This window comes from Streptomyces sp. NPDC021093 (assembly GCF_044333135.1).
In the GTDB taxonomy this organism is placed as follows: Bacteria; Actinomycetota; Actinomycetes; order Streptomycetales; family Streptomycetaceae; genus Streptomyces.
On sequence record NZ_JBIRQJ010000008.1, the window covers coordinates 468,730 to 486,856 of the forward strand.

At 71.7% G+C, this 18,127-nt stretch carries 14 protein-coding genes; 8 read left to right on the forward strand and 6 right to left on the reverse strand.

The features are described 5' to 3' along the window. Nucleotides 1-12: 12 nt before the first annotated feature. Both ACH4SP_RS26990 and ACH4SP_RS26995 read right to left on the reverse strand, forming a co-directional pair. Nucleotides 13-2,286, reverse strand: a complete 2,274-nt coding sequence (locus ACH4SP_RS26990; protein WP_398418241.1) for a germacradienol/geosmin synthase — start codon at nt 2,284-2,286, stop codon at nt 13-15. A 174-nt stretch (nt 2,287-2,460) separates the two neighbouring features. Then, a complete protein-coding gene (locus ACH4SP_RS26995) occupies nt 2,461-4,842 on the reverse strand; it encodes a penicillin acylase family protein (RefSeq protein ID WP_398418243.1) in 2,382 nt (793 codons plus the stop codon). Between the two features lie 151 nt (nt 4,843-4,993). On the opposite strand from ACH4SP_RS26995, the gene ACH4SP_RS27000 reads away from it, so the two are divergent. After that, complete coding sequence (locus tag ACH4SP_RS27000) at nt 4,994-6,514, forward strand: fatty acyl-CoA synthetase (RefSeq protein ID WP_398418245.1); 1,521 nt, start codon at nt 4,994-4,996, stop codon at nt 6,512-6,514. Nucleotides 6,515-6,526: 12 nt separating this feature from the next. Here ACH4SP_RS27000 and paaK read toward each other — a convergent pair whose 3' ends face one another. Beyond that, nucleotides 6,527-7,813 carry a phenylacetate--CoA ligase PaaK gene (paaK, locus tag ACH4SP_RS27005; RefSeq protein WP_398418247.1) on the reverse strand — a complete coding sequence of 429 codons (1,287 nt, stop codon included), beginning with the start codon at nt 7,811-7,813 and terminating at the stop codon, nt 6,527-6,529. Nucleotides 7,814-8,077: 264 nt separating this feature from the next. On the opposite strand from paaK, the gene ACH4SP_RS27010 reads away from it, so the two are divergent. The 4 genes from ACH4SP_RS27010 (at nt 8,078) to ACH4SP_RS27025 (ending at nt 11,811) form a co-directional block, all read left to right on the forward strand. Further along, entirely contained in the window at nt 8,078-8,518 is a 441-nt protein-coding gene (locus tag ACH4SP_RS27010; RefSeq protein WP_398418249.1) for a hypothetical protein, read from the forward strand. Nucleotides 8,519-8,840: 322 nt separating this feature from the next. Further along, the gene (locus tag ACH4SP_RS27015; RefSeq protein ID WP_398418391.1) at nt 8,841-10,370 is read left to right on the forward strand and encodes an alpha/beta fold hydrolase; all 1,530 of its coding nucleotides are present in this window, start codon (nt 8,841-8,843) and stop codon (nt 10,368-10,370) included. 69 nt (nt 10,371-10,439) lie between these two features. Further along, a complete protein-coding gene (locus tag ACH4SP_RS27020) occupies nt 10,440-10,814 on the forward strand; it encodes a hypothetical protein (RefSeq protein WP_398418251.1) in 375 nt (124 codons plus the stop codon). Between the two features lie 46 nt (nt 10,815-10,860). Continuing rightward, nucleotides 10,861-11,811 (forward strand): 2-dehydropantoate 2-reductase, encoded by a 951-nt coding sequence (locus ACH4SP_RS27025; protein WP_398418253.1) that lies wholly within the window; start codon nt 10,861-10,863, stop codon nt 11,809-11,811. A gap of 44 nt (nt 11,812-11,855) precedes the next feature. Here the strand turns inward: ACH4SP_RS27025 and ACH4SP_RS27030 are convergent, their stop codons facing one another. Both ACH4SP_RS27030 and ACH4SP_RS27035 read right to left on the reverse strand, forming a co-directional pair. Next, nucleotides 11,856-12,362: a DUF4232 domain-containing protein gene (locus ACH4SP_RS27030; protein WP_398418255.1), complete on the reverse strand. Its 507-nt coding sequence runs from the start codon at nt 12,360-12,362 to the stop codon at nt 11,856-11,858. Between the two features lie 4 nt (nt 12,363-12,366). Continuing rightward, nucleotides 12,367-13,896 carry an ATP-dependent DNA ligase gene (locus tag ACH4SP_RS27035; protein ID WP_398418257.1) on the reverse strand — a complete coding sequence of 510 codons (1,530 nt, stop codon included), beginning with the start codon at nt 13,894-13,896 and terminating at the stop codon, nt 12,367-12,369. Between the two features lie 130 nt (nt 13,897-14,026). Here ACH4SP_RS27035 and ACH4SP_RS27040 point away from each other — a divergent pair, with 130 nt between their 5' ends. Both ACH4SP_RS27040 and aroQ read left to right on the forward strand, forming a co-directional pair. Continuing rightward, nucleotides 14,027-14,467: an SRPBCC family protein gene (locus ACH4SP_RS27040; protein ID WP_398418259.1), complete on the forward strand. Its 441-nt coding sequence runs from the start codon at nt 14,027-14,029 to the stop codon at nt 14,465-14,467. A gap of 38 nt (nt 14,468-14,505) precedes the next feature. Then, nucleotides 14,506-15,132 (forward strand): gamma subclass chorismate mutase AroQ, encoded by a 627-nt coding sequence (aroQ, locus tag ACH4SP_RS27045; RefSeq protein ID WP_398418262.1) that lies wholly within the window; start codon nt 14,506-14,508, stop codon nt 15,130-15,132. A 119-nt stretch (nt 15,133-15,251) separates the two neighbouring features. Here the strand turns inward: aroQ and ACH4SP_RS27050 are convergent, their stop codons facing one another. Beyond that, nucleotides 15,252-16,868 (reverse strand): acyl-CoA synthetase, encoded by a 1,617-nt coding sequence (locus ACH4SP_RS27050; protein WP_398418264.1) that lies wholly within the window; start codon nt 16,866-16,868, stop codon nt 15,252-15,254. Between the two features lie 205 nt (nt 16,869-17,073). Between ACH4SP_RS27050 and ACH4SP_RS27055 the strand changes: the two genes are divergently transcribed. After that, a complete protein-coding gene (locus ACH4SP_RS27055) occupies nt 17,074-17,934 on the forward strand; it encodes a crotonase/enoyl-CoA hydratase family protein (RefSeq protein ID WP_398418393.1) in 861 nt (286 codons plus the stop codon). Nucleotides 17,935-18,127 lie beyond the last annotated feature (193 nt).

The window sequence follows — 18,127 nt, forward strand, 5'->3', positions numbered from 1 at the left end:
TATTTCACCGCACTACCCCACGGTCGCCGTCGCACCGGCCCGCTGCGACCACAGCTCGACGATGCGCGCCGCCGACGTACCGATACCGGTCGGGCCCAGCCAGTCGGGCGCCGCCGGGACGTCCGGGGCCGGCGGCGCGTTGTGCCGCAACAGGTCCGACTCCTTGTAGCGGTCGCACTCCTCGTGCCAGGTGTAGATGCCGGACAGCCAGTTCTTCAGCTCCTCCGCGTAGTCCATCAGCGCCTCCCTTGCCTCGGAGCCCAGCTTGAACTCCTCGCACAGATCAGGAAGTTCACTGCTGAGCACATGCTGGAACTCGGCCATCCGGGAGGCCATCAGATCGACCACGACGTCCCGTGCCTGCTCCACGCCGCACTGGAGGAAGTGCTGTACCACCACCACTCCGTTGTGCATCTCGCCCTCGAACTCGACCTCCTTCTGGTACGAGAAGAGGTCGTTCATCAGGGCCGCGTAGTCCATCGCGGAGCGTTCCATGGAGAGGAACGGCCGCGACCGGTAGATCTCCGGCGGCAGCGTGTTCCCCCGGGAGAGCCGGGAGAGGCTCATCGTCAGGTCGGAGCCGAAGGTGAAGCGGCGCATCTCGAAGTAGTCGACCGGGTCCGGCACCCGGTCCTGCGCCTGGTTGGCGAGCTCCCACAGCCAGCTCGCCGTCATGTCCTCGACGGCCTTGCGGAACTGCTGCCGGGCGGGCACCGCCATCGGGCCCGCGGTCCGCCGCCACAGGTCGTCCAGGCCCCGCTCCAGCGGGGTGAGCGGCGCCGGGGCCGGCTCGCCCTCGACCGGCATGAAGAGCGACAGCCGGTCGTTGGCGGCTTTCGCCCCGGCCAGGTCCAGCGTGCGCCCGTACAGCACCGGGAAGAGATCGTCGCCGTACGTTCCCCAGGCCAGCCAGCCCGAGCTGATGTCCAGCTCGGCGAGCGAGGCGTCCGGGTGGATTCCGGCGGCGCACAGCGGCAGGTCGTAGGCCCGGATCTTCTCCTCGTTCCAGATGCCCGAGCCCGGCAGTCCTGGTGCCTCGTCCAGGAGGCCCATCTCCCGCGACCACGTCACCACGTTCTCCCTGGAGGCGTCCAGGTGCGGGCTCAGCCGGGTCCTGAACGGCATGCCCAGGTCGGGGAGTTGAAGGTGGCCGACCTTCTCGAAGCGGTGCACCGCCACGTTCTTCAGCCGGGTCGGGACGCCGATGGCCAGGGAGGAGAGCAGCTGGGAGGCTGCGGTGCCGAGGCCGTTCGGCCCGGCCAGCGCGTACGACGCCGGGTCGTGGGCGTCGGCACCCGCGCCGTTCATGTAGCGGCTGGAGCGCATGTGCCACTCGTGGCCGCCCGCCTGCCAGTCCTGTAATCCCTTCGCGTACGCGAGGACGTCGAGCCGCTCCTGCGGCCCCACGCCGAACTCAGCGAAGAGCGGCTCCAGTTCGGTGAAGAACGTCGTCTCGAACTGCTGGAGCCGCGACGTCAGCAGGTCGTTGACGGTCTCGGCCGCCTCCTGCGTCGGGCAGTCCAGGAAGGTCTCCATCACCAGGACGCCGTTGGAGAGTTCGCCCTCGTCGAGGATCTCGCGCTCGTAGCTGAAGAGGTCGTTGCGCAGGTGCACACCGTCAGAGAAGGAGTCCCGCAGTACGCACATCGGCCGGGAAGCCGCGATCCGCGCCGGGACCTCGGCCCCGGCCGCGTACTCGACGAGCCCGGCCGACCACGGGGCGCCACCCACCTTGCGGCGCATCTCGATGTACTCGATGGGGTTGGAGACGCGGCCCTCGCTGATGTTCATCAGCTCCCACATCGACTCTTCGAGGAGATGCTCGGTGGAGACCGCGAACCGCCGCCGCCAGTCCTCGGACATGGCGGGGCAGGTGCGGCTCCACAGGTCGGCGAGACCCGCCTCGACCGCGTTCGTCGGCGCGGGCATCGGCGCGCCGGCCGCCACCGGCATGTACGCGGGCAGCCGGTCGAGATACGCCTTCGCGCCCACCATGTCGGGGCTGCGCTTGTACAGCTCCACGAAGTGGTCGTCGAAGAAGAACACCCACACGTACCAGTCGGTGATCAGCGCCAACTGCTCGGCCGTGCAGTCGGGATGGGTGTACGCGCACAGCAGCGCGTAGTCGTGGCTGTCGAAGTCGTGCTCGTCCCAGATGTTCGAGCCCTCGATCATGACCATCTCGCGGGCCCACGCCTTGGAGTGCTCCCGCGCGTGCTCCAGATGGGGATTGAGCCGGGCAGGATGCGGCATGTAGAACTCGGGCAGCCTGAAAGGTTGGGGCATGGTGGAGGAGATCGCCTTCCCTGATCGACAGTGTGCAACCGCTTCACGCTAGGCACACGGCCGCGGAACCTGCCGCGGCCCCGGACGATCACCACCGAAGTGGTGAATCTTCGCCCGGGGCCGGTTAACGATCTTGTACGTGGTTCAGAGACCTGCCGAGTGTGAGCGGGCGGCTCAGCGCTCCCGCGCCCACACCACCTTCAGCTTCGGCGAAGTGAGGATGTCCCGCTCGCAGAACCGGGAGTTCACCCACTTCTCGCCCGAGTACAGCTCGGTCTGGTCGCTGTAGTAAGGGGAGGAGGGATTCGACGACTGACTGTACGTCAGCAGGGTCTTCGCCACCGGGCAGCGCCCGCCGTCCCAGCCCACCGCCTGGATGTAGCTGGAGCCCGTCGTCACCTCCGAGTAGCCCCCGGCCGCCGCGTTCCACACCGGCTCGACCTTGTTCCACACGCCGAGGGACTCGGTGCCGCCGTGGACCGGGATGCGCTTCCCGCCGCGCACGACGAACTGGTTCTCGCCCAGGGGCGCGTCGAGCGCGATCCCGGCCGCCTTCAGCTCCGCGACCGCACCGGTCAGTGCCGAAGTGAGGCCGGGGGCGGCGGTGTTGAGGGTGTGCGGCGTGCGCACCGGATCGGCCGGGTCGAACGGAACCTTCCACAGCTGCGCCGCAGGGACGGCCACCACGAGCTTGCGCCAGAACCGGTCGAAGAGCAGCGCGCCCCGGCTCCCGGTGTCCATCTTCCGGTCCCACTTCTTCAACACGGCGCAGGCGTCAGCGAGTTCGGCACCGGTGCACGCCTTCAGGAGCTCCGGCAGCGCCCGGTCGGCCGCCGGAACCCGGTTCGCGAACTGCTGCTTCTGGAGGTCGGCAACGGTGAGCCGCCCCTTCTCCGCCATCGCCGCCACGTCCTCCACCGCACCCCGGGTGCGCATCGAACGCTGTGTGCCGACGGTGCCGAAGACCCGCTCGTACCCGGTGATCGGCCGGTCCGCGTTGGCCAGCCAGGCGCTGTCGTTGGAGTTCTCCGCGTACGGGGCGTCCCGCAGCGTCGGCATCCTCGAAGGACCGAAGATCCCCGGCTCCACCGCGTCCTTGTCCCGGCCCAGCGCGCAGTCGCCGCGCGAGCCGTCCAGGACGGCCAGGCCCGCCGACGGGTACGTGACCTTGCCGAGCGCGGTCGAGCAGCGCCGTGCCAGGTCGTCGGTGATGCGCGGCAGCACCTGCGACTGGGTGAACAGGGACCCGCCCGAGGAGTCCGCGGCGACCGTGTTCACCCACGGCAGGCCCTGGGTGCGGCGCAGCGAGTCCTGGATGCCGGCGACGTCGCGCGCCCTGCTGAAGCCGAGCGCGGTGTCGGCGGCGCGCAGGTTCGTCGCGTTGGGGTCGTTGAGCGCGTACGCCGTCGTGGCGGTCCAGGGCAGCGGGAGCTGCGCCCCGAGGCCCGTGACGACCGGTCCGTACCGGGTCCACCACTGGGTACGGGTCACCGGCCCGCCGCCCTTGACGGGCACGGTGACGGTCCGCTTCGTCATCCGCTCCCGCCTGCCGTCCACGACGTACGCCGTCGGGTCGTCAGGGGCGAGGGTGAGCTGGTGCAGGTTCATGGTGGTGCCGGTGGCGACGGTGTGGCTCCAGGCGATCCGCGACGTGTGCCCGATCGACATCGTCGCCGAGCCGAGCAGGGAGCCGCCCATCACGTTCAGCTCGCCCGGGACGGTCTGCTGGGACTGCCAGAAGCGCCGCCCGCCCGACCACGGGTAGTGCGGATTGCCGAGCAGCAGCCCGCGCCTGTCCGCCGTCGAACGCCCGCTGAACGCGACGGCGTTGGAGCCCATCGCCGCGTCCGAGGTGTCGAAGAACTCCCGCGCGGCCTCGCCCGGATCGACGGACTTCGCGGCGGCACGCGGGGCCGCCGTCGCGGCCGGCGGCTGCGCGGCCGTGATGCCGTCCACGCCGCGCCCCTGCCCGCCGAGCACCGAGAACGCGTAGTTCAGGGTGTGCACGTCCTCGACGGACACCGGGCGCACCCAGTCCGCGCCCTTGCAGGTCGGGTCGGTGACCCTGTTCTTCCTCAGCCACGCGTTGTACCCGGCGGCCCAGCCGCGCATCAGGTCCTTGACCTGCCTGCTCGGTCCCGCCGGGGCGGGCCTTGCCACCAGCTTCGCGACGGTCCCGCTGTCGCGCACCCCCTGGAAGTAGAGGTCGCTGGCCAGGTTGGTGGAGGCGGACGACAGGGAGCCGTCCGGCTTCCCGTCCGCGCCGAAGTACCGCGAGCGCTCGGCGCGCACGGTCGCGAAGCCGTCGGCCAGGACGCACGCCTGGTCGTTGGCCTGTGCCCAGCCGTTGCCGAAGCCGAGGTCGGCGTAGTCCTTGGCCAGGATGTGCGGGATGCCGTACTCGGTGTACCTGATGACGGCCGACAGGCCGCCGCCCGAGGGGTGCTGCTCCGCTCCCCGGCGGTCGGCGGCAGCGGTCGGTGCGAGGGTTCCGGCGGCGGTGAGCAGGGCGATTCCGGTGACGGCGAGGGCTCTCGTACGGGTCCGGAGGGACAACGTGCCTCCCAACTGTGCGTAATCACAAGGTAGTTGTGGCGTGCAACGTGATGCCACGTGCCACTCAGTCATTACCGCCCGGTATCTGTCAACATCCCGCGCGGTATGCGCCTGTCTTGATTTGCCGCGCACCGGGCCGCAGGATCGCGCCATGACGACACCAGGGACTTCCGCCCTCCTCGACGCCCTCGTGGGCTCCACCGTCGACGGCGTCCTGCGCCGCACCGCGCTGCGCGTTCCCGGCCGCACCGCCCTGCACTACCGCGACCGCAGCTGGACGTACGCACGGCTGGACGAGGCGGTCAGCACGGCCGCCGGGCACCTGCGCCACTTCCGGGGCCTGGAGGACGGCGACCGGGTCGCCACGTACGGCCACAACTCCGACACGTACCTCATCGCCTATCTGGCCTGTGCCCGCGCCGGCCTGATCCACGTTCCGGTCAACCAGAACCTCACAGGCGACGACCTGGCGTACATCCTCGAACAGTCCGGTACGTCCCTGGTGCTGGCGGACCCGGACCTCGCGGACCGCGTGCCGAAGGGCTTCGACGTGCTCCCGCTGCGCGACGCGCCCGGCTCGCTCCTGGAGGTCCTGGACACGCCGGTCCCGTACGAGGCGCAGCGCGACCCGGACGAGCCCGTGCAGCTCCTCTACACCTCGGGCACCACCGCCGACCCGAAGGGCGCGATCATGACGCACCGCGCCCTGGTGCACGAGTACGCCAGCGCCGTCGAAGCACTGGACCTCGCCGGGACCGACCGGCCCGTGCACGCGCTGCCGCTCTACCACTCCGCGCAGATGCACGTCTTCCTGCTGCCCTACCTGGCGGTCGGCGCGGAGAGCACCCTCCTCGACGGGCCGGCCGCGGACGCGCTCTTCGACCTGGTGGAGGCGGGCCGCGCGGACAGCTTCTTCGCGCCGCCGACCGTGTGGATCTCGCTCGCCAACCACCCCGGGTTCGAGACCCGCGACCTGGGCGCTCTGCGCAAGGCGTTCTACGGTGCGTCGGTCATGCCCGTACCGGTGCTGGAGCGGCTCCGCGCCCGCCTCCCGGACCTGGCCTTCTACAACTGTTTCGGGCAGAGCGAGATCGGCCCGCTCGCCACCGTGCTGCGCCCCGAGGAGCACGAGGGGCGGATGGATTCGTGCGGGCGGCCGGTGCGGCACGTCGAGGCGCGGGTCGTCGACGAGGAGGGCCGCGAGGTCCCGGACGGCACGGCGGGTGAGATCGCCTACCGGTCGCCGCAACTGTGCCTCGGCTACTGGGGGATGCCCGGGGAGGGTGTCTTCCAGGACGGCTGGTTCCGCTCCGGCGACCTGGCGGTGCGCGACGGAGAGGGGTACTTCACCATCGTCGACCGGGTGAAGGACGTCATCAACTCCGGGGGAGTGCTGGTCGCCTCCCGGCAGGTCGAGGACGCCCTCTACAGCCACCCCGGCGTCGCCGAGGCCGCCGTGGTCGGACTGCCGGACGAACGGTGGATCGAGGCGGTCACGGCCGTCGTCGTACCGCGCGACAAGGAGCTGACGGAGGATCAACTCCTGGCGTACGCACGGGAGAAGCTCGCCCACTTCAAGGCGCCCAAGCGGGTCCTGTTCGTGGCCGAGCTGCCGCGCAACGCGAGCGGGAAGATCCTCAAGCGGGAGCTGCGGGACCGGTTCTCGGTGTAGGGCGCCCACGGGTCACCCGGGCCGCCGGTCCACGATCCGCTTCAACTTGCCCATCGACCGCTCCAGCGTCTCCGGGTCCACCACGTCCACGCGGACCGACACCCCGATGCCGTCCTTCACTGCCGCCGCCACCGCCTGCGCGGCGGCCGTGCGCGCCTGCGGCGTCGCGTCCGCGCGCGCCTCGGCCCGTACCGTCAGACAGTCCATCCGGCCTTCGCGGGTCAGCAGCAGCTGGAAGTGCGGGGCCAGGGCGGGGGTGCGCAGGACGATCTCCTCCACCTGCGTGGGGAAGAGGTTCACGCCGCGCACGATGACGAGGTCGTCGCTGCGGCCGGTGACCTTCTCCATGCGGCGGAAGTTCCGCGCCGTACCGGGCAGCAGGCGGGTCAGGTCCCGGGTCCGGTAACGGATCACGGGCATCGCCTCCTTGGTGAGGGAGGTGAAGACCAGCTCGCCCTTCTCGCCGTCCGGCAGCACCTCGCCGGTCAGCGGGTCGACGACCTCGGGGAAGAAGTGGTCCTCCCAGATGTGCAGCCCGTCCTTGGTCTCCACGCACTCCTGCGCAACGCCGGGGCCGATCACCTCCGACAACCCGTATATGTCGACGGCGTCGATCGCGAACCGCTCCTCGATCTCGCGGCGCATCTCCTGCGTCCACGGCTCCGCGCCGAAGATGCCGACCTTGAGGGAGGTGGAGCGCGGATCGACGCCCTGCCGCTCGAACTCGTCGAGCAGGGTGAGCATGTAGGACGGGGTCACCATGATGATCTCGGGCTCGAAGTCCTGGATCAGCTGGACCTGGCGCACGGTCATCCCGCCGGACGCCGGGATGACCGTGCAGCCGAGCCGCTCGGCGCCGTAGTGCGCGCCGAGCCCGCCGGTGAACAGGCCGTAGCCGTAGGCCACATGGACCCTGTGTCCGGGCCGCCCCCCGGCGGCCCGGATCGAGCGGGCCACCATGTCGGCCCACATCGAGAGGTCGTTCTCGGTGTAGCCGACGACCGTCGGACGGCCCGTCGTGCCGCTGGAGGCGTGGATGCGGCGGACGTCGTCCCGGGGGACGGCGAACATCCCGAAGGGGTAGTTGTCGCGCAGGTCGGCCTTGGTGGTGAAGGGAAAGCGGGCGAGGTCGTCGAGCGAACGGCAGTCCTCGGGGGTCAGGCCGGCCGCGTCGAAGGCGGCCCGGTAGTGCGGCACGTTCGTGTAGGCGTGCCGCAGGCTGCTCCGCAATCGCTCCAGTTGCAGGACCTGGAGCTCCGCGCGGCCGAGCCGCTCCGCCGCGTCGAGCAGAGCCTTCATGGATCACTCTCCCGTTCCTCGCGCACAGCACGCGTGCACGGTGTTCACAGACGGTGTTCACGCACCCCAAAGCGGACGACCGATCATTCGGTCGTGGTGCCCCCGGGCCAGTAATTCAGCACGGACGGGCTTCTGACAAGGGGGTGGACGGTGCGCAATGGTGTACTCCCGGGTGTCCCGGCAGCCCTGACGCTGCAAAACACCCCAAAATACTGGGTATCGGTTGATCGAGGAAGTACTGGATCGAAGGGCGAGTACCTCAGCATGCAGCATGGAATCCGCAGGAGAGCACTGGCCGTGTTGCTGACGGTGACCGGCTCGGCGGTGCTGGTCGCGTGCAACGGCGACAAACCCGCGCCCGCCGTCACCACCACAGTGACCGCGCCCGCCCCGACCGTCACCGTGACGGCGACCCCGACCCTGGCAGCGACCCCTGCCCCGCCCCCGACCCCGACGGAGCAGGCGGCGGGCAAGCCCGACGTCGTACTGACCGGGGACCCGGACGCGGCGGGCAAGGAACTGCAGCGGCTGCAGAAGACGGGCTGGTGGAACCCCAACAAGATCGAGTACGCGGACGATCCGGTGACAGCCCTCCAGCAGTTCGACAGATGGCTGGGCAAGGGGTACATCGCACCGGGCGGCGGCTGGACCCCGGCCGGTGAGGCGGCGGTGGAGGCGGCCAACAACGGCGGCCCGGAGCTCTAGGGCCTGTCCGGCGGATCCTGCCGCGGTCGCGTGCCCTGGCACGCACGCCCCCAAGGTCTTGAGGACCAGGGGACCGCCTCGGCGTTGTCGTCAATCTTCCCCGAGCTCTCCACTTCGTTCGAGCAGGGGAGGCCCCACCCGCTCCGCGTCGCCTCCATCCTCCGCCTTGCAGCTGCACGCACCAGACCCCGCTCAGCAGCAGGAAGAGGAGGTCACTCCCGTGCGGTCTGATCCGCCGGAGGGACCCTGGCCGACCCCCGGCGCGCAGAAGGCCGCGGAATCAGGGGTGCATGAGGGTCGTTCACCTGTTTGGATGACCCTCATGCCGATCTTCACCGCGCCCGACGGAACCCGACTCGCCTACCGCCGGGTCGGGGAGGGCGAACCGCTGATCTGCCTTCCCGGCGGCGCGATGCGCGCCAGTGCGTACCTCGGGGACCTCGGCGGGCTGACCGCCCACCGGCAGCTCGTCCTGCTCGACCTGCGCGGCACCGGCGGGTCCGCCGTCCCGGACGACGAGGACTCCTACCACTGCGCCCGCCAGGTCGCCGACGTCGAGGCGCTCCGCGCCCACCTCGGCCTGGACCGGATCGACGTACTCGCGCACTCGGCGGGCGGCAACCTGGGCATCCTGTACGCCGCCGCCCACCCGGAGCGGATCCGCAGCCTCGCGCTGATCACCCCGACCGCCTGGGAGGCGGGCGTCCCGATCGAGCCGGCCGACCGGCTCGCCGCGGCCGGGCTGCGCAAGGGCGAGCCCTGGTTCGACGAGGCGTACGCCGCCTACGAGGCGCTGCTCGCAGGCCGGGAGCCCGAGGCCTCCATCGCGCCCTTCTTCTACGGCCGCTGGGACGACACGGCCCGCGCGCACGCCGCGTTGGACGCCGAACAGGCCAACGCGGTCGCGGCCGCCCGCTACATCGACCCCGCCCGGGTGGACGCACCCGCCGTCCGCACCGCCCTGGCCGCACTCGACGCCCCCGTGCTGGTGCTCGCCGGGGAACTCGACGGCGTGCCCGCCCCGGCGAAGGCCGCCGAGATCGCCGCCCTCTTCCCGCACGGCGAGGTCGCCGTCCAGCGCGGCGGCGGACACTTCCCCTGGCTCGACGACCCCGGCGGCTTCGTCCGTACGGTCGCGGCCTTCCTCGCCCCCTCGGTGCACGGCGTGCGCCTGCCGGGCGGCAACCGGATCGCCTACCGCACCTGGGGTGACCCGGCCGCCCCGCCCGTCGTCCTGCTGCACGGACGTACCGAGGACAGCGCCGACTGGACGGACGTCGCCGAGGCCCTGTCCGCCACCCGCCGGGTGTACGCCCCGGACTTCAGGGGGCACGGGCTGAGCGACTGGCCCGGCGGCTACGCGTACGGTCAACTGATCGAGGAGGTACGGGAGTTCCTCGACGCGCTCGGGCTCGACCGGGTCGACCTGGTGGGCCACTCGATGGGCGGGTCGGTCGCGCTCCAGGTCGCGGCGGCGGAACCGGGCCGGGTGGCCAGACTGCTCCTGGAGGACCCGCTGCCGCCGTTCCCCGTGGATCCGCCGCGCCCGCCGGCGCCGCGCCCCGCACCGGAGGAGGTGCGTGCGCTCGACTACGACTGGGAGGTGATCCCGGCGACCGACGAGGGCGCCAACCGCCCCGACCCGGCGTGGACCGCGCGGCTCGGAGCGATCACCGCGCCGACGCTGGTGCTCTCGGGCGGTCCCGCGAGCTTCCTGCCCGAGGCGAACCTGCGGCGGCTCGCGGAGCTGATCCCCGGCGGCCGTGCGGTGACGATTCCCGTGGGACACCTGATCCACCGGAGCGACCCGGACGGTTTCCTGGCGGAACTCAAGGGCTTCGGGATGTACTGACGGCACGGCTGTTGACACTGTTTCCAGCAAGTCTCTGTTTCTAGTAACTCCTTCCACCGGAGGCCCGAGTTGACCGCGAACGACCGCCCCGCCCGCCTTCTCGTCGGCCTGCTCGCAGGAGCCGGTGCCGCCCACGTCGTGGCGCCGAAGCTCTTCGACGGCCTGGTGCCGGAATTCCTGCCGGGCAAGCAGCGCACCTGGACGCACGCGAGCGGCGTCGCCGAACTGCTGCTGGCCGCCGCCATCGCCGTACCGCAGACCAGGAAGGCGGGCGGGCTGGCGGCGGCCGGGTTCTTCGCCGGCATCCTCCCGGCGCACCTCAAGATGGCGCGCGACTGGCGGGACAAGCCGACCGCCCTGCGCGCCGGGGCGTACGCACGCATCCCGCTCCAGGTCCCGCTGGTGCTGTGGGCGGCGAAGGTGGCGCGCGACGCGGGCCGCTGACCGTGCGTCAATCCTTCAGGACCGTCCGTCGAAAGGCCCATCCGTCATGAGAATCCTGGTAGTCGGCGCCGGAGCGACCGGCGGCTACTTCGGTGCCCGCCTCGCCCTGGCGGGACAGGACGTCACCTTCCTGGTCCGGCCGCAGCGGGCCGACACCCTGCGCCGCAGGGGGCTGCGCCTCACCGGCCTCGGCGAGGAACTGGAGCTGACCCCGCACCTGGTCACCGCCGCCGAACTGGCCTCCGCCGCGGCTCCCGCCCCGGCCCCGTACGACCTGATCCTGCTCACCGTGAAGGCCACCGCGCTCGCGCCGGCCGTCCACGACTTCGCCCCCGCAGTCGGCCCGGACACCGTGATCGTTCCCGTCCTGAACGGCCTCGCCCACCTGGACACCCTCGCCGGGCACTTCGGCAAGGACCGGGTGTGGGGCGGCGTCGCCAAGGTCGTCACGGCCCTGGACGACGAGGGCGACATCGTCCGGCTGGCCCCGCCCGCCGCCCTGACCCTCGGCGAGACCGGCGGCGGCACCTCGCCCCGCGCCGCCGCGATCGGCGCGCTCCTCGACGGGGTGCCGGGCATCGACGCGGACGTGACGCCGGACATCCTCGGCGCGATGTGGGCCAAGTGGGCGTTCATCGTGACGGTGAGCGCCGTGAACCTCCTCGGGCGCGGCACCGTCGGCGAGGTCGTCGCCGCACCCGGCGGCGCCGTACTGGGCCCCGCCGTACTGGCCGAGGCAGCCGCCGTGGCGAAGGCGGCCGGTCACCCGCTGCCGGACGACCTGCGCGCCTTCGCCACGGAGACCGCCACCGGGGCGGGGTCGCCGCTCACCACCTCCCTCTACCGGGACGTGGTGGCGGGACTCCCCTCGGAGGCCGAGCACCTCTTCGGCGACCTGACCGACCGGGCCCGCACGCTGGGGGTCGGCACTCCGCTGCTCGACGTCGCCGCCCTTCAACTCCGTGTGCAGGAGCGGAAGTTGACGGGCGGCGAATAGGACGTCGGCAAGTTGGCCGTCGTCGAGCAGACCGGCCGGTGGGCTCAGGGAGCCTTGGGCTTCCAGAGGGAGGTGACCGGGTCGTACACCCTGACCCCCCTCGGCAGCCCCAGCTCGGCGGCCGTGATCCGCAGCCCGTGGTGCGCGGGGTGCGCCGCCACCACGATGTCCCGCACGGTCCGTACGTCGCCGGGGGTGGGCGGTGCGAGGACCGTACGGACCGTGGCGTACGCGGTGGCGCCCGCCGCCACCCGGTAGGGAGCGCTCCCCACCGGGGGCTCCGGGCGGGCCGCGCCGTCCAGGTCGCCGAAGGTGACCGTGGGGACGCGGTCCACGGCGCAGGCGTGCCGGGCGTTGTTGGTGAAGCGGAGCTTGAGGACGTCCGGGGTCGGTGCGGCGGTCACCTCGACGGACAGGTTCCGTTCCGCGCAGCGCGGCAGCGGGCTGCCGCCGGGCACGGGCTGGACACAGGCGGCGGCGGTGGTCGAGGCGGCGAGCAGGAGCGCGGCGGCGACGCCGGCCGCGGCGGAGAGGCGCTGGTGCGTGTGCATACGGTCAATCGTCCGCCCGCAGCGGCCCGGACGCGAGTACGTCGGCGACCGTGTTGGCGTCCGACGCGCGCTTGTCCGTTCGGTGGCGCACCACCCGCGCGAACCGCAGCGTCACACCCTCCGGGTAACGGGTGGACCGCTGGAGCCCGTCGAAGGCGACCTCCACGACCAGCTCCGGCCGCACACGCACCACGTACCCCTCCTCGGACACCTTGAGTGCCCCCAGCCGCTCCGTCTGCCACTCCAGCATCGCGTCGGTGAGCCCCTTGAAGGTCTTGCCGAGCATCGCGAACGAGCCGTCGGGCCTGAGCGCCCCCAGATGCAGGTTCGACAGCTTTCCGGTGCGCCGCCCGTGCCCCCACTCGGCGGCGAGCACCACCAGGTCCAGGGTGTGCACCGGCTTCACCTTCAGCCAGGAGGCACCGCGCCGGCCCGTCTGGTAGGGGGAGTCCAGCGCCTTCAGCACGACTCCCTCGTGGCCCCGCTCCAGGGTCCGCGCCAGGAAGTCCGCCGCTGGCTCCGTGCCCTCCTCCGCCCGGCGTACGCACTGGGGCCCCGGAACGAGCCGCTCCAGCCGCAGCCGCCGCTCCCGATACGGAAGATCGAGAACGGACTCGCCGTCGGCGGCCAGCACGTCGAAGAACACCGGGGACAGCGGCAGCGCCTCCCTGGCCGCCGCGACGTCCAGCCGGGAGCCCACCCGGCCCGCCACGTCCTGGAACGGCAGCGGCCGGCCGTCCGCCCCCAAGGCGATCACCTCACCGTCCAGAACGAACCGGTCACCCTTCAACCCACCTGCCATCTCGACGAGTTCGGGAATCCGGTCGGTGATGTCCTCCAGCGTCCTGGTGAACACCCGCACCTCGTCCCCGTCCCGGTGCACCTGCACCCGGATGCCGTCCAGCTTCTCCTCCACCGCACACGGCCCCAGCTTGGCCAGGGCCTCGTCGAGCGACTTGCCCGGGCTCGCGAGCATCGGCGGCACCGCCCGCCCCACCCGCAGTGCGAACCGCCCGAGCGCCCCGGGCCCCTCGGCCAGCAGCGCCCGGCCCACCGCGGTTAGCGAACCCCCGAGCATCACCGCCCGCCGTACGTCCGCGGGCGCGGCGCCCGCCGCCACGGCGAGCCCTTCGGCGGCCAGGGCGTCCAGCGCCCCCTGGCGGACCTCGCCGGTGAGCAGGCCCCTGAGGAAGCGCTGCTCGTCCTCGGTGGCGGCGGCCATCAGTTCCCGTACGAGCCCGGCCCGCTCGGTCTGCGCACCGGGCCCGGCGACCGCGGCGAACGCGGTGAGCGCGGCGTCGACCCCCGCCACGGTGAGCGTCGGCTCGGCGGCGGGCGGCATGGGGTCGCGCAGCAGGTTCCAGCCGATGCCGATCCGGCCCTGCGGGAGGCGTCCGGAGAGGTACGGGACGACGATCGGCACGTCCTCCGGGGCGGCGGCCCGGAACAGCTCCGCCAGCAGGGCCGTCTTCTTCGAGCGCGCGGAGGTCGCGGCGACGTCCCGGGACACGCGGGCGAGGGCGTCAAGGAGCATGCGTTCCATCCTGCAACGCATGGGGCGGTACGGCACTTCATGTGGTGCGGGCTTCAGCGGGTGCAGGACTTCATGTGGCGCGGGCCTCAGCAGGTGTGGCAGGTGGGCCGGGGTTTCGTACAGTCGCCCCGTGGCCCTCTTCCGTATCGCAGACCGTACGCCGCTCGCGCCCGCCGAGGCCTGGCGCAGGCTCACCGCCTGGGAGCGGCACGCCGCTCAGGTCCCCTTCACCCGCATCACCGTCACCACCGCGCCGCCGACCCGGGAGGGCACCCGGTTCGTGGCCCGCACCGGGCTCGGACGGCTCGGTTTCGACGACCCGATGGAGGTGACCGCGTGGCAGCCGCCGTACCGCTGCAGGCTGGAGAAGCACGGCCGGGTGGTGACGGGCTGGGCGGAGATCGAAGTACGGGAAGAGCCCGGCGACGGGGGTGGGGCGCGCGTGGTGTGGACGGAGGACCTGCGGCTGCGCGGGCTGCCCCGGGTGTGCGACCCGGTGCTGGCCGCTGCGGGACGGCTGGTCTTCGGACGGGCGATGCGCGCGTTGCTGAGGGAACCGAAGAGGGGTTGAAGCTTGTGATCGGACGACCACCCATCGAAGGAGTCACTGTGCAGCAGAGTTCTCCCACCCGCCGCCGGCTGTTCGCGGCTGTGGCGGCCGCAGCAGCCGTACTGAGCGTCGGGGCCGGGACGGCGGTCGCCGCGCCGGTCTCAGAGGCCCACGCGTCGGTCTCGGCGGCCCACGCGTCGGGCCCGCTCGGTCGGCTCGGGCCGCTCGCCGACTGGTCCGCGCAGCGTCTGGCCACCGCGGACCTGGTCGCCGCGGCCAAGTACGGCACCGACAGTCCCATCGACGATCCGGCCCGCGAGAAGGTCGTCCTGGAGACGGTGGAGCAGCAGGCGAAGGAGTCCGGTGCCGACCCCGTGGCGACGGTACGGATCTTCCGCGACCAGATCGAGGCCAACAAGGTGGTGCAGCGCGCCCTGCACCGGCGCTGGGACGCGCACCCCGCCGAGGCACCGGCCGGGCGCCCCGACCTGGGTGAGGTGCGCAAGGAGATCAACCGCATCAACACCGGGCTCGTGCAGGGCATCAGGGACTCGGCGCAGGCGCGCGGCGCGGCGTACTGCACGCCCGTAACCCTGCTGTCGGCGGCCCGGGTCGCGCACGCGCGGCACCTCGACGCGCTGCACACGAGGGCGCTGGCGCGGTCGCTGCGGACGGTCTGCGACTGACGTTCCGCGGCTGGCGGTCTGCGGCTGACGGGCAGGCCCCGCCTTGACGGGCAGGCCCCGCCTTGACGGGCAGGCCCCGCCCTGACGGGCGGCCCCTGCTCCGACGGGCGGTGCCCGTCTCACTCCTCCTGAGCGGCTGTCGCCTTCGCCCACCGGTAGTCCGCCTTGCCGCTGGGCGAGCGCCGGATCCGGTCGGTGATGACCAGTTTCCGGGGGATCTTGTAGCCCGCGAGGCGGGTCCGGCAGTGCTCCTGAACGGCGGCCAGGTCGGGTGCGGTGCCGCCCTCGCGAACCTGGACCACCGCCGCGACCCGGTTGCCCCACTTGGCGTCGGGCACCCCGGCGACCAGTGCGTCGTACACCTCGGGGTGGGACTTCAGCGCCTGCTCGACCTCCTCCGGATAGACCTTCTCGCCCCCGGTGTTGATGCACTGCGAACCGCGGCCGAGGACGGTGACGATGCCCGTCTCGTCGACCGTTGCCATGTCGCCGAGCAGCACCCAGCGCTGGCCGTCGCGCTGGAAGAAGGTCTCGGCGGACTTCTTCGGGTCGTTGTAGTAGCCGAGCGGTACGTGACCGCACTGGGCGAGCCGGCCGATCTCGCCGACCGCCACCGGGGCGTACGTCGCCGGGTCGACCACCCGGGTGCGCTCGTTGACCTCAAGACGGAACCCCTTCTCGGGGCCCGAGTCGTCGGTGGCCTTGCCGTTCGAACCGGACTCGGAGGAGCCGAAGTTGTTCAGCAGCAGCACGTTCGGCACCAGCTCCTGGAACTGGGCGCGCACCGTTTCCGACATGATCGCGCCCGACGAGGAGACGCTGAACAGGGAGGAGAGGTCGGTACCCTTCAGCGGCCCGTGCAGCGCGTCGACCAGCGGCCGGAGCATCGCGTCGCCGACCAGGGACACACTGGACACCTTCTCCTTCTCGATCGTCCGCAGCACCTCCTCCGGCGCGTACTTGCGGTGGATCACCACCCGCTGGCCGTAGTTGAACGCGATGAACGAGGTCAGCGTCGAAGTGCCGTGCATCAGTGGGGGAGTGGGGAAGAAGGTGAGCCCTTCGCCGCCCGCCGCGACGCGCACGGCCAGCTCCTCGGGCCGCCGGATCGGCTCACCGGCCGGGTCGCCGCCGAACAACCCCGCGAAGAACAAGTCTTCCTGACGCCACATCACACCCTTGGGCATGCCGGTCGTGCCGCCGGTGTAGATGATGAACAGGTCGTCGGCGGACCGGGCGGCGAAGCCCCGCACGGCCGGGGCGGCGGCCTCGGCGTCGGCGAACTCCACGCAGTCGAGGGCGGGTGCCGAGTCGGGGGGCGTGCCCACCCGCACCAGGTGCCGCAGCTTGTCGGTGCGCGGCAGCGCGGCGGACACCCGCTCGGTGAACTCGGCGTCGAAGACGAGCCCCGCGAGGTCCGCGTCACGGTAGAGGTAGACCAACTCCTCTTCCACGTAGCGGTAGTTCACATTGACCGGGACGAGGCGTGCCTTCAGGCAGGCCAGCACGGTCTGGAGGTACTCGATGCCGTTGTAGAGGTGCAGACCCAGGTGCTCGCCGGGCTTCAGCCCCGCGTCGATCAGGTGGTGGGCGATGCGGTTGGCGGCAGCGTCGAGTGCGGAGTAGGTGAGGCGGCGCTCGGCGCCCGTGCCGGGATGGTCGATGTACACGAGCGCCTCGCGGTCCGGGACCGCGTCGACTACCGACTCGAACAGGTCGGCAAGGTTGTACTCCACCGTTCCTCCTGAACCTCGGGTGCGGGGGCCCCAGTTGATGTGTCGGTCATCACAGCAAAGGTGGCGTCAAGTGGGAAGGGAGTGCGCCGAAGAAATCTGACTGACTGTCAGAAAACTCTTGAAGTGGTGAGGGCTCTCCTGCAACCTGTTCCAGGTCTGACGAGGGTCCGACGGCGGGAGGACGGTCATGGACGGTGGTACGGAGATGGACGGTGGTACGGAACCGGGCACGGAATTGGGGACGGAACCGGGCACGGAACCGGGCACGGAGCACCTCGCCGTGCGGCGCGAGGGCGCCACGCTGGTGCTCACCCTGAACAGGCCCGAGGCGAAGAACGCCCTGTCGCTTTCGATGCTGGTCGGGCTGTACGACGGCTGGCTGGCGGCCGACGCGGACGATTCCGTCCGCTCGGTCGTACTGACCGGGGCGGGCGGCTCCTTCTGTGCAGGGATGGACCTCAAGGCCCTCGCCGGTACACGGGAGATGGGCGGTGCGGGGGACAACTACCGGGACCGCATGAAGGCCGACCCCGATCTGCACTGGAAGGCGATGCTGCGCCACCACAGGCCGCGCAAGCCGGTGATCGCGGCGGTCGAGGGACCCTGCGTGGCGGGCGGCACGGAGATCCTGCAGGGGACCGACATCCGGGTGGCCGGCGCTTCGGCGACCTTCGGTCTCTTCGAGGTGCGGCGGGGCCTCTTCCCGATCGGCGGCTCGACGGTACGGCTGCCGCGGCAGATCGCGCGCACGCATGCGCTGGAAATGCTGCTGACGGGGCGGGCGTACGGGGCGGAGGAGGCGGCGCGGATCGGGCTGATCGGGCATGTCGTGCCGGACGGGACGGCGCTGGAGAAGGCCCTGTCCATCGCCGAACAGGTCAATGCGTGCGGGCCGTTGGCGGTGGAGGCGGTGAAGGCGTCCGTCTACGAGACGTTGGGGATGCCGGAGGAGGACGGGTTGGCGGCGGAACTGAAGCGCGGCTGGCCGATCTTCGACACGGAGGACGCGAGGGAGGGGGCGAGGGCCTTCGCGGAGAAGAGGCCGCCGGTCTATCGGCGGGAGTAGGCCATCGGGCGGCCACCGCCGTGTGCCGACGCGGGCCGCTTGGGCGCGGGGCGGCGGGTGGTCACCTGCGGGTGCGTCGTGGCTGGTCGCGCAGTTCCCCGCGCCCCTAAACGCCTGCCCCCTAGCCCCTTGGGCGGCTGACGCCGCCGCCCCCTAGCCTCCTTGGGCAGCGGGGCCGCCCCCCGGGGGCGGG